We start from the raw sequence: 11,306 nt of genomic DNA on the forward strand, positions 1-11,306 counted from the left end.
CGGCCGATGGGGGTCTACAAGGGCTCGCAGGAGTTCGTCTGGGACCCCTACGTCCGCTCCCGCGGTGCGACCCGCGCCGCGCTCGCCGAGATCGCGCTGCGCCCGAAGGCCAAGTGGTTCGGGTCGTGGATCGCCGACAACGCGATCTATGCCAAGACCCGCGACTACGTCAGCGTCTCCCAGGACGGCAACCCCAAGAAGCTCGTGCAGCTGGCGATGTTCCGGATGGTCCCGTGGGAGCACGACGCCTGCGAGCGACTCCCCACCGCCCGCGAGCAGGCGTCCTACAAGCGCTGGACCGACGAGTTCGCCCGCGGCATCGGCAACGCCCACGCGGCCGTGATCCTCCAGCCCGACGGGCCGTTCGCGCTCTGTGCGCCGCGCGGCTCGACCCTGCCGTCCCAGCTCATCGCCTACTCGACCCGCAAGCTCGCCGCCCTCCCCAACACCAGCGTCTACATCGACGGCGGCGCTGGCGACTGGCCGTCGGCCAACGGCCAGGGCGGCGCCTCGGCGGCCGCCGACTTCCTGGTCCGCGCGGGGGTCAAGAGTGCCCGCGGCATCGCGCTCAACAGCACGCACTACTCGCCGACGGAGGAGGAGGTGCGCCGCGGCGCCGAGATCGTCGCCGAGCTCGCCGAGCGGGGCATCCCCGGCAAGAAGGTCGTCATCAACACGACCAACAACGGGCAGGGCTTCGAGTTCGGCGACTACTCCGGGCCCGACCCCGACAACGCCTACCCGTGCCGCAGCAAGAACGACACCCGCACCTGCGTCGCTCTGGGCATCCCGCCGACCACCGCCGTCGCCGCAGCACGCTGGGGCCTGCCCGCCGACGTACGACGCCTCGCCAAGGCCAACGTCGACGCCTACCTGTGGTTCGGGCGGCCGTGGCTCTATCGCCAGGCCGAGCCGTTCCAGCTGAACCGCGCGCTGGCGGTCGTGCGCAGCTCACCGTTCATCGACTGAGTACCTTCTCTGCATGAGCACCCTGCGCGACACGGAGCGTCGCTCGCCGTTCGTGGTGGCGGGTGTCGGTGCGATCGGGTTCGTGGCCGTGCTGTGGCTGATCGAGATCATCGACGCGCTGGCCGACCACCGCCTCGACGAGTACGGCGTCCACCCGCGCACCGACGAGGGCCTGCTCGGGATCCTGTTCGCGCCGGTGCTGCACGGCGGCTGGCTCCACCTCGAGGCCAACACCCTGCCCACGCTGGTGTTGCTCTTCCTGACCCTCGTGTCGGGGCTGGCCCGCGGACTGCAGGCGACCGCCATCATCTGGCTCGTCGGCGGCGTCGGGGTCTGGCTGGTCGCGCCGTCCAACACCATCCACCTCGGCGCCTCCGTGCTGATCTTCGGCTGGCTCGTCTACCTGCTCCTGCGGGGATTCTGGAACCGGAGCACCGGCGAGATCCTCATCGGCGTCGTGCTGTTCTTCGTCTACGGCGGGGTGCTGCTCGGCGTCCTGCCCGGCGAGCCCGGCATCTCCTGGCAGGGCCACCTGTTCGGCGCGCTCGGCGGCGGGCTCGCGGCGTTCCTGCTGGCCGAGCGCAAGGGAGCACGGACCGTTGTCTGAGGTCGAGAGCACTGCCCTTGAGCTGGCCATGGCCCGTGACGCCGTCCGCGAGCGCGACCGACGTCAGAAGCTGGTCGACGACGCCGAGCGCGTGCGCCACGACGCCGAGGCCCAGGAGCGCCAGGTCCGGCACGAGGCCGCCGAGCTCGTCGAGGCGGTCGAGGACCTCGAGGGCGTCACCGGCACCCGGATCTGGGCCTCGCTCCGCGGCGACCGCGACGAGCGCCTCGCCGAGCTCGACGCCCGCCAGGCCGAGGTCGCCGCCGCGCTGGCTGCGGCCGAGAGCGAGGTCGCGGCCGCCGCCGCCGACTCCCGCCGCGCCTTCGTCTCGGTCCGCAACCTCGGCGATCCTGACGAGCGGCTGGCCGAGGCCGTCCGCGCCCGTGAGGCCTGGCTCCTCGACTCCGACACCCCCGAGGGCCGCGAGCTGACGCTCGTCGTCGCCCGGCTCGAGTCGGCGCAGGCCGCCCGTGAGAGCACGGCCGACCTCCGCAGCGACGCACAGCACGCGCGCTCGCTGCTGACCCAGGCCCTCGGCGAGCTCGACGAGGCCCACGACCGCGCCCGCAAGGACGTATGGTCCGACAGCTCGCGCCACGACCGCCTCAAGTACGAGGCCCTCGAGACCGCCGACGACCTCATCGGCGACGCCAACGCCGCCATCGCCCGCCTGCGCGACCGGCTCGAGGCCGAGGGCCTCGCCGGCGCCGACCGCATCGAGACCGGCGGCAGCAGCCGGACCTGGGACACCTGGTTCGACAACTGGTGGACCGACAGCCGCGTCCGCGACGAGATCGACGGGACGTCCGCCCAGGTCAGCAGCACGCGGGGGCGGGTCGACGACCTGGTGGGGGTGCTCGAGCAGCGGCTCGCCACCGTCGACGACGAGCTCAGGACGCTGCGGGCGCGGCGGATCGAGCTGCTGGGCTAGCACCGACCACGCCGCGTCGGGTCAGTGGGACGACCCGAGGTCGGCGTGCTCGTCACGCAGCTGCCGCTTGAGGATCTTGCCGCTGGGGTTCTTGGGCAGCGCGTCGGCCACGACGACGTACTTAGGCGTCTTGTAGCCGGCCAGCACCGAGCGCGAGTGCGCGATCACCTCGTCGGGGACCAGGGTCTCGCCGTCCTTGGCCACGACGACGGCGACGACGGCCTCGACCCAGCGCGGGTGGCTGACGCCGAACACGGCGACCTCGGCGACGCCGGGCATCGTGTAGACGGCCTCCTCGACCTCGCGGCTGGCGACGTTCTCGCCGCCGGTCTTGATCATGTCCTTCTTGCGGTCGACGACGTAGAGCCGGCCGCCCTCGTCGAGGTAGCCGAGGTCGCCGGAGTGGAACCAGCCGTGGGCGAACGCCTCGGCGGTCTTCTCCTCGTTCTTGTAGTAACCGAGGGTCGCGTGCGGCGAGCGGTGCACGATCTCGCCCACCTCGCCGGCCGGCAGCGGGTCGACCGACGAGCCCTCGGGGTCAACGATGCGGGTCTCGACGTTGAGCGACGCACGGCCCGCGGAGCCCGCGTGGGAGAGCTGCTCGTCGGGGCCGAGGGCGGTCGCCAGCGGGGACATCTCGGTCTGGCCGTAGAAGTTCCACAGGCGTACGTCGGGCAGCCGCTGCTGGATCTCCTTGAGGATCTCGACCGGCATGGGGGAGGCGCCGTAGTAGCCCTTCTCGAGCGACGACAGGTCCGCGTCGTCGAACCCGGGCGAGCGCAGCAGCCCGATCCACACCGTCGGCGGCGCGAAGAACTTGGTGACCCGGTGCTCCTCGATGGCCTGGAGGATCGTGGCGGGGTCGGGCCCCGGCAGGATCACGCTCGTCGTACCGAGCCAGACGTCGGGTCCGAGGAACACGTCGAGCTGCGCGCAGTGATAGAGCGGCAGCGTGTGCAGCTCGACGTCGTCGGGGCGGTAGTCGCCGTCGAGCGCACAGCTGACGTACTGCCACATCAGCGCGCGGCTGCTGAGCAGCGCGCCCTTGGGGCGCGACTCGGTGCCCGAGGTGTACATCAGCCGCACCGGGTCGTCGTCGCCGACGAGCACCGCCGGCGGGGTGCCGTCGTGGTCGAACCAGTCCTGCGCGTCGACCCACCCGTCCGGCCGGTCGCCGCCGCTCAGGTGGATCACGCCGCGCGTCGGTACGTCGAGCCCGTCGAGCGCCTTGCCCGCGGTGTCGAGCAGGGCGTCCTCGACGACGAACGCCGAGGCCTCGCTGTGCTCGAGGATGTAGCCGATCTCCTCGGCGCCGAGCATGAAGTTGACCGGCACCAGCACCACCCCGACCCGCGCGGTCGCGAACACCAGCACGGCGTACTGCCAGCAGTTGTGGCTCAGCAGCGCCAGCTTGTCTCCCGGCTTCAGCCCCGCCTCGGCGATCGCCGCAGCCGCCCGGTCGACGACCGCGTCGAGCTCGGCGAACGTCAACGAGGTGTCGCCGTTGATCACGGCCGGCTTGTCGGGGAAGCGGTACGCCGTCCGGCGCGGCAGGTCGCCGAGGGCGTGCTGGCGGGCGGTGGCGATGTCCGGCGTGACCGACGTCATGGCTCGAACCTATGCCGCGTCGCCCACGGTGGTCGACACCACGGTGATCGAGCCGGGCGAGCCCTCGGCGAGCCCGTGTCGAGATCCCCGCAGCCGACCGGCCTGGCTGGACCGGGTGGGGAGGCCTGGGTCTGCCGGCCGCGGGGGTCTCGACGCGGACGGCGCTAGCGCGCCGACCGGCTCGACCACCGTGGGTTTACGTCAGATGGCGCACTCGTCGCCGTCGCACCCGGGGGCGGCGCCGGCCGACACCATGGTGAGGGGGGAGCGGGCGGCCCAGGCCTGGTCGAGGAGCTGGGCGAAGACCTCGGTGGGCTGAGCGCCGCTGACGCCGTAGGTGGCGTCGACGACGAAGAACGGGACGCCGGTGGCGCCGTAGGCCTGGGCCTGGGCGGCGTCCGCGTCGACCTCGGCGCGGTGGGCGTCGGAGGAGAGCACTGCTCGCGCTTCATCCGCGTCGAGGCCCACGGACACGGCGAGCTCGGTCAGGACGTCGTGGTCGGCGAGGTTGCGGGCCTCGACGAAGTAGGCGTTGAGCATGGCCTCCTTGAGGTCACCGCGGCGATCGCCGGCGGCGTGGAGGAGGCGGTGGGCGTCGACGGTGTTGAGGTGCAGCCCGTCGGCGTGGCGGGTGAAGTCGAGCCCGACCTCGGAGGCGACCTGCTGCACCTGCGACATCATCTGCCGCGCGGCGTCGGGGCCGCCGCCGTACTTGCGGCCGATCATGTCGGCGACGTTCTCCGTCGGCACGGTCGGGGCGGAGGGGTCGAGCTGGAACGACCGCCACACCACCTCGACCTGGTCGCGGTGCTCGAAGCCCGCGAGGGCCTCCTCCAGCCGGCGCTTGCCGATGTAGCACCAGGGACACACGACGTCTGACCAGATCTCGATACGCACGGGTGGTGAACCTCCGACGCGCGACGGGTGTTCCCGGTCAGACCGACGCCAGCGCTGTCCGCAGGGCGCCGACCGACTCGAGCGGGGCGTCGTACCCGGGGAAGTAGCAGCACACGCGCTCGGCCAGGTCGCCGAAGCGCCGCCCGAGCTCGGCGGCGCACTCCTCCGGCGTGCCGCGCACGGCTAGGGTGGAGAGCATCTCGTCGGTCACGAGGGTCACCATGGCGCCGATGTCGCCGACCTTGGACAGGGCGTTGAGCTGGGGCTGGAGGTCGCCCCAGCCCTCGATGTCGAGGACGGGACGGTACGCCGGCGTCGAGCCGTAGAACGCCAGCAGCATGCGTACGCCGGCGTCGGCGGCGGCCTGCTCGTCGGGAGTGCGGCCCATCGCGACGATCGCCTGCGGGCAGATCGCGACCTCCCTGCGGCCGGCCGCGGCGAGACCCTCGGAGACCGCGGCGAGGGTGCGCTGGCGGACGTGGCGGTGGCTGTGGAACGGCATGACCAGCAGGCCGTCGGCGACCTCGGCGGCGGTGCGGGTCATCAGCGGTCCGAGCGCGCCGAGCAGCACCGGCGGCGCGCCGTAGGGGTTGGGGCCGGGCACGAACGTCGGCGGCATCAGCGTGTGGCGGGTGTGCTCGCCGACGAAGTCGAGGCGGGTGCCGTCCTGCCAGGAGGCGAGGATCGCCTTGACCGCCAGGACGATCTCGCGCATCCGGGCGGCGGGCGGTGACCACGTGGCGCCGTACCGCTTCTCGACGTGCACCTTGATCTGCGACCCCAGCCCGAGCCGGAACCGCCCGCGCGACATGAGCTGCAGGTCCCAGGCGGCGTTGGCCAGGTGCATCGGCGAGCGCGGCATCGCGATCGCCACGTTGGTCATCAGGTCGGTGTCGACGGCCTGCGACGCGACCGCCAGCGGGAGGAAGACGTCGTGCGGACCCTCGAAGGTGAACAGCCCGTCGACGCCCGCGTCGACGAGCGCCCGGGCCCGCTCGGCGACGACGTCAGGTCGCGCGTCGAGCTGGACGTCGAGGAGCATCGCCCTGCGCCGATCAGGCCGCGCTGGGACGCGCGGTCCCGCGCCCGACGACGACGGCGGCGATGAGGAGGACGGCGGCGACGACCCGCATGACGGCGTAGGCCGTGGGCAGCGTGCTGAGCGAGTAGTTCTGCAGGATCGTGAACGAGTCGCCGACCATCAGCTGGGTCCGCGCGGCGGTCACGGTGACCGCCGGGATCAGCAGCAGCACCGCCCCGACGCTCGCGAGCCGCGCCCACACGTCGCGGCGCATCCGCTCGAGGCACCACACCGCGAGCAGGAACCACACCGCCGCCTCGGCCGCCTGCGCGCCGAGCTGGACCCACTGCTGAACCTCTGCCCCCATGCTCGGACCCTACGGCTGTCCCGGTGGCGAAGCTGATGCTTGAAACGATCCAGTCAACGTCCGCCTGCAGGTGAGGGGCTCCGGGGCCAATGTGCCAAGTCGTTTGACAACGTTTCACACCAGCGTGCGGCGACGGGTGGCGCTCGCGACCGCGGTGACCACGCAGATCGTGGCCAGGGTCAGCAGGGTGTCCCGGAGCGCGGCGGCGTCCCCGCCGTACACCTCGAGGAGGACGACGCTCGAGGCCGAGCCGATCGAGAAGCCGAGGTAGCGCAGGAGCTGGTTGAAGGCGATCGCGCTGCCGGTCTCGGCCGACGGCACGTGCGGGACGATCAGCCCGGCCAGCGACGAGAACGAGAAGCCGCTGCCCAGCCCCCCGAGGGCCATGGCGACCAGCAGCTGCCACAGGTGGTCGTGCTGCCAGGCCAGCAGGGCGAGGGACGCCGCGAACGACGAGCAGCCGAGCGGCAGCAGCAGCCGGTTGCCCCAGCGCCGGTCGACGGCGCGCGCGGCCTGGCTGCCGGCGACGCTGGCGATCGAGTAGGGGACGAGCACGAACCCGGCGACGCCCACGCCCAGGTCGAGCCCGAAGCCGGGCGCGCCGTCGGCGCGCACGATGACGACGGAGAGGCTGAGCAGGCCATACATGCCGATGCCGAGCACGAGCGCGACGACGTGCGGTCCGACGACGCCGGGTCGGGCGGCGAGGCGGAGGTCGACGAGCGGGTGCTCGTGTCTGAGCGTCCAGCGCACCCAGGCGGCCATCGCGACGACGCCGACGACCGCGAGGGTGACGGTGGCGGGGGAGGTCCAGCCCCACACCCGGCCCTGGCTGACCGTGAGGAGCAGCGCGAGGGTGCCCGTCGTGATGCCGGCGGCACCGACGAGGTCGACCGGCTGGCCGGGGATGTCGAGGTCGGCGGGCAGGTGGCGGAGCGCGCGGAGGAGGGTGATCGTGACGAGGACCGCGCCGAACACGTAGGCGCCGTGGAGGCCGGCGTACTCGGCGATGAGCGAGGTGACCGGGTAGCCGAGCCCAGCGCCGGCGACGGTGGTCACCGAGAGGAGCGCGAGGGCGCGGGCCTGCTCGGCGCCGCGGTAGGCGTCGCGGGCCACCGCGAGCGCGAGCGGCACCAGCGCGAGGCCGACCCCCTGCAGCGCACGACCGACGACGAGCGGCCCGTAGCCCAGCGGCAGCGCCGCGAGGAGGGTGCCGAGCAGGACGACCCCGATGCCGGCCAGCACCGTCGGGCGGCGGCGTCGCCCGCTGCCGAGGCGGCCCAGCACCGGCGTCGCGACCGCACCGGCGAGCAGTGTCGCCGTGAGCGCCCACTGCGCGGCCGGCACCGAGACGTCGTACTGCTCGGCGATGCTGGGGACCAGCGGCGCCCCGAGGCTGCTGACGACCGCGCCGACCGTGGTGACCAGCGCGAGCGTCGTCAGCCGGGCACGGTCGCGCCGGGCCGCCCGCTCAGGAAGCGGGTCGGCCACGACGACGCGACAGCACCGCGCCCACGACGAGGGCTGCGGCGACGAGCGCCAGGGCTGCGGTGTCGGCCAGGTTCAGCAGGCCGATGACGTCGTGGTCGAGCAGGAAGCCGGGGAGGTCGAGGTCCTCGGTGTTGTTGGCGTCGAAGACGTGGGCGGCCGGCTCACTGAGGTCGGACCGCACCTGGAGGTGGTCCGCCACGTAGGTCACCGCGACCCCGAGGCCGAGGACCCCGCCGGGCAGGCCGAACCAGGCCCACGGCCGGCGTACGGCGACCAGGCAGGCCACCACGACGACCAGCCAGATGACGGCGTGGGCCACCAGCCGCGGGAGCTGATTGTCCAGGCTGAACGCGACCGGCCCGTAGTCCATCGGACCTACTTGGAGCCCTTGCGCGCGCGGCTGGCGGTCTTGGCGCGCTCGTTGGCGTCGAGGACGACCTTGCGGATGCGGACCGCCTCGGGGGTGACCTCGACGCACTCGTCGTCGCGGCAGAACTCGAGGCACTGCTCGAGCGACAGCTTGCGCGGCGGGATCAGCTTCTCGAAGTTGTCGGAGGTGGCGGACCGGATGTTGGTCTGCTGCTTCTCCTTGGTGATGTTGACGTCCATGTCGTCGGCGCGGGAGTTCTCGCCGATGATCATGCCCTCGTAGACCTCGGTGGTCGGCTCGACGAACATCGAGCCGCGCTCCTGCAGCGCGGTCATGGCGTAGGCCGTGGCGGCACCCTTGCGGTCGGCGACGAGCGAGCCGTTGTTGCGGGCGCGGATCTCGCCGGCCCACGGCTCGTAGCCCTCGGAGATGCCGTGGGCGATGCCGGTGCCGCGGGTGTCGGTGAGGAACTGGGTGCGGAAGCCGATGAGGCCACGGGCGGGCACCAGGAACTCCATGCGGACCCAGCCGGTGCCGTGGTTGACCATCTGCTCCATGCGGCCCTTGCGGGCGGCGAGCAGCTCGGTGATCGTGCCGAGGTACTCCTCCGGGGCGTCGATCGTCAGGCGCTCGAACGGCTCGTGCAGCTTGCCGTCGACCTCGCGGGTGACGACCTGCGGCTTGCCGACGGTGAGCTCGAAGCCCTCGCGGCGCATCTGCTCGACGAGGATGGCCAGCGCCAGCTCGCCGCGGCCCTGCACCTCCCAGGCGTCGGGACGCTCGGTCGGGAGGATGCGCAGCGACACGTTGCCGACGAGCTCGGAGTCGAGGCGGTCCTTGACCAGGCGGGCGGTGACCTTGCCGCCCTTGACCCGGCCGACCAGCGGCGAGGTGTTGGTGCCGATGGTCATCGAGATGGCCGGCTCGTCGACGTGGATGAGCGGCAGGGCGACCGGGTTGTCGGGGTCGGCGAGGGTCTCGCCGATGGTGATCTCGGGGATGCCCGCGATGGCGACGATGTCGCCCGGACCGGCGGTCTCGCCGGGCTTGCGCTCGAGGCCCTCGGTGACGAGGAGCTCGGTGATCTTGACGTTCTTGACCTCGCCGTCGCGACGCATCCAGGCGACCTGCTGGCCCTTCTTGAGCGTGCCCTGGTGGACACGGACGAGGGCGAGGCGGCCGAGGAACGGTGACGCGTCGAGGTTGGTGACGTGGGCCTGGAGCGGCGCGCCCTCCTCGTAGACCGGCGCGGGGATGGTGTCGAGGATCGTCTTGAACAGCGGCTCGAGGTTGTCGCCCTCGGGCATCGTGCCGTTCTCCGGCGCCACGAGGCTGGCGATGCCGGCGCGGCCCGAGGCGTAGACGACCGGGAAGTCGAGTGCGTCCTGGCTGTGCGAGTCGTCGAGCAGGTCCATGAAGAGCTCGTAGGTCTCGTCGACGACCTCGGCGATGCGCGCGTCGGACCGGTCGGTCTTGTTGACGACCAGGATCACGGGCATGTCGGCGTTGAGCGCCTTGCGCAGCACGAAGCGGGTCTGGGGGAGCGGGCCCTCCGACGCGTCGACGAGGAGCACGATGCCGTCGACCATGGACAGGCCGCGCTCGACCTCGCCACCGAAGTCGGCGTGGCCGGGGGTGTCGATGATGTTGATGACCATCGGCATGCCGCCGCCGGCGGGACCCTCGTAGTGCACCGCCGTGTTCTTGGCGAGGATCGTGATGCCCTTCTCGCGCTCGAGGTCGCCGGAGTCCATGACGCGCTCGGCGACGCTCTCGGCCTGGTGGGCGGTGAACGCACCGGCCTGGCGGAGCATGGCGTCGACGAGCGTGGTCTTGCCGTGGTCGACGTGAGCCACGATGGCGACGTTGCGGAGATCGGCGCGGGTGGTGGGCATAGCAGTACGACGTCCTGTCGGGTCGGGAGAAAACATGCGGCCCGAGTGGTGCCAGGGCCTTGTCGAGTCTAGGTGCGGTGCCGCTGCGGGGCCGATTCGTCGGCGGTGACGACCTGGTCACTCCGCTCCGCAACGACGCACCCGAGCCGCCTCCCCGTCGTACGTCACCCGTGACGGATGTCGGTGGTCGCGAGTAGACAGTCCTCATGCGCCCCGTGCCCTGCTTCCTCCCGCCCCACCTGCTCCGCCGGCTCGCCCAGACCGACCCGGCGGCGGCCGCGACCCTCGCGACCGACGAGCGCATCCGCGCCGCCCGAGCCACGTTCGTGCCGGCCGCGGTCGTCCCCGCGCGGGCGGTGGCCGAGCCGGCCTGGACCGTGCACGACGCCGACAACACCCAGGACCTGCCCGGCCGTCCGGTGCGCTCGGCCGGCGACCCGGCCACGGGTGACGAGGCCGTCGACGAGGCGGCCGACGGGGTGGCGGCGTCGCTGGCCCTGCTGTCGGAGGCGTTCGGGCGCGACTCCTACGACGACGCGGGCGCCCGGGTGCTGGCGACGGTCCACTTCGGCGTCGACTACGTCAACGCGTTCTGGGACGGCGGCCAGCTGGTCTTCGGCGACGGCGACGGGGTGCTCTTCGACCGGTTCACCAAGCCGGTCGACGTCATCGGCCACGAGCTCGCGCACGCGGTCACCGAGCGCACGGCGGCGCTCGCCTACCAGGGCCAGTCGGGCGCGCTCAACGAGTCGGTGTCCGACGTGTTCGCCGCCTGCCTGGTGCAGCGGCTGCGCGACCAGACCGCGGCCGACGCCGACTGGCTGATCGGCGCCGGGCTGTTCCTCCCCGGTGTCGAGGCGCGGGCGCTGCGCGACATGCGCGCGCCCGGCACGGCCTACGACGACCCGCGCCTGGGCCAGGACCCGCAGGTCGGACACCTGGACGACTACGTCGAGACCACCGACGACAACGGGGGCGTCCACCTCAACTCCGGCATCCCCAACCACGCCTTCCAGCTCGCGGCCACCGCCATCGGCGGCCGCTCGTGGGAGGGGGCCGGGCCGGTCTGGTTCGCCGCGCTCACCGGGGGCGGGGTGCGCCCCGACACCGACTTCGCGGGGTTCGCCGCGGCGACGGTCGCGGCGGCCGG

At 72.5% G+C, this 11,306-nt stretch carries 11 protein-coding genes; 4 read left to right on the top strand and 7 right to left on the bottom strand.

Going from position 1 to position 11,306, the window contains the following annotated elements; genetic code table 11:
* From Q7T52_RS07515 to Q7T52_RS07525, 3 genes are all read left to right on the top strand, one after another.
* Positions 1 to 969: glycoside hydrolase family 6 protein (locus Q7T52_RS07515; RefSeq protein ID WP_304800994.1), on the top strand; the 969-nt coding region annotated here is incomplete at its 5' end.
* Positions 970 to 982: 13 nt separating this feature from the next.
* Complete coding sequence (locus Q7T52_RS07520; protein WP_304800996.1) at positions 983 to 1,576, top strand: rhomboid family intramembrane serine protease; 594 nt, start codon at positions 983 to 985, stop codon at positions 1,574 to 1,576.
* A complete protein-coding gene (locus Q7T52_RS07525) occupies positions 1,569 to 2,507 on the top strand; it encodes a hypothetical protein (RefSeq protein ID WP_304800998.1) in 939 nt (312 codons plus the stop codon). The genes Q7T52_RS07520 and Q7T52_RS07525 overlap by 8 nt, the downstream gene beginning before the upstream one ends.
* Positions 2,508 to 2,528: 21 nt before the next feature.
* Here the strand turns inward: Q7T52_RS07525 and Q7T52_RS07530 are convergent, their stop codons facing one another.
* The 7 genes from Q7T52_RS07530 to typA all read right to left on the bottom strand — a co-directional run bounded on the left by Q7T52_RS07530 (position 2,529) and on the right by typA (position 10,156).
* Positions 2,529 to 4,115 carry a fatty acyl-CoA synthetase gene (locus Q7T52_RS07530; RefSeq protein WP_304801001.1) on the bottom strand — a complete coding sequence of 529 codons (1,587 nt, stop codon included), beginning with the start codon at positions 4,113 to 4,115 and terminating at the stop codon, positions 2,529 to 2,531.
* A gap of 201 nt (positions 4,116 to 4,316) precedes the next feature.
* The gene (locus Q7T52_RS07535; RefSeq protein WP_304801003.1) at positions 4,317 to 5,012 is read right to left on the bottom strand and encodes a DsbA family protein; all 696 of its coding nucleotides are present in this window, start codon (positions 5,010 to 5,012) and stop codon (positions 4,317 to 4,319) included.
* A 37-nt stretch (positions 5,013 to 5,049) separates the two neighbouring features.
* A complete protein-coding gene (locus tag Q7T52_RS07540) occupies positions 5,050 to 6,054 on the bottom strand; it encodes a TIGR03617 family F420-dependent LLM class oxidoreductase (protein WP_304801005.1) in 1,005 nt (334 codons plus the stop codon).
* Between the two features lie 13 nt (positions 6,055 to 6,067).
* On the bottom strand, positions 6,068 to 6,400 hold the full coding sequence (locus Q7T52_RS07545; RefSeq protein ID WP_304801007.1) for a hypothetical protein: 333 nt from the start codon (positions 6,398 to 6,400) through the stop codon (positions 6,068 to 6,070).
* Positions 6,401 to 6,514: 114 nt separating this feature from the next.
* Positions 6,515 to 7,891 carry an MFS transporter gene (locus Q7T52_RS07550; protein WP_304801009.1) on the bottom strand — a complete coding sequence of 459 codons (1,377 nt, stop codon included), beginning with the start codon at positions 7,889 to 7,891 and terminating at the stop codon, positions 6,515 to 6,517.
* A complete protein-coding gene (locus Q7T52_RS07555; protein ID WP_304801011.1) occupies positions 7,872 to 8,261 on the bottom strand; it encodes a hypothetical protein in 390 nt (129 codons plus the stop codon). The genes Q7T52_RS07550 and Q7T52_RS07555 overlap by 20 nt, the downstream gene beginning before the upstream one ends.
* Before the next feature lie 5 nt (positions 8,262 to 8,266).
* A complete protein-coding gene (gene typA, locus Q7T52_RS07560) occupies positions 8,267 to 10,156 on the bottom strand; it encodes a translational GTPase TypA (protein WP_304801013.1) in 1,890 nt (629 codons plus the stop codon).
* Between the two features lie 206 nt (positions 10,157 to 10,362).
* Here typA and Q7T52_RS07565 point away from each other — a divergent pair.
* Positions 10,363 to 11,306 (top strand): M4 family metallopeptidase (locus tag Q7T52_RS07565; RefSeq protein WP_304801015.1); only part of this gene is annotated, 944 nt, incomplete at its 3' end.

The sequence above is a fragment of the Nocardioides sp. genome, from assembly GCF_030655615.1.
In the GTDB taxonomy this organism is placed as follows: Bacteria; Actinomycetota; Actinomycetes; order Propionibacteriales; family Nocardioidaceae; genus Nocardioides.

Coding starts and splice junctions, on each gene's coding strand:
- Q7T52_RS07545 (WP_304801007.1), bottom strand. CDS start 6,400: ATGGGGGCAGAGGTTCAGCAGTGGGTCCAGCTCGGCGCGCAGGCGGCC.
- Q7T52_RS07520 (WP_304800996.1), top strand. CDS start 983: ATGAGCACCCTGCGCGACACGGAGCGTCGCTCGCCGTTCGTGGTGGCG.
- Q7T52_RS07540 (WP_304801005.1), bottom strand. CDS start 6,054: ATGCTCCTCGACGTCCAGCTCGACGCGCGACCTGACGTCGTCGCCGAG.
- Q7T52_RS07555 (WP_304801011.1), bottom strand. CDS start 8,261: ATGGACTACGGGCCGGTCGCGTTCAGCCTGGACAATCAGCTCCCGCGG.
- typA (WP_304801013.1), bottom strand. CDS start 10,156: ATGCCCACCACCCGCGCCGATCTCCGCAACGTCGCCATCGTGGCTCAC.
- Q7T52_RS07530 (WP_304801001.1), bottom strand. CDS start 4,115: ATGACGTCGGTCACGCCGGACATCGCCACCGCCCGCCAGCACGCCCTC.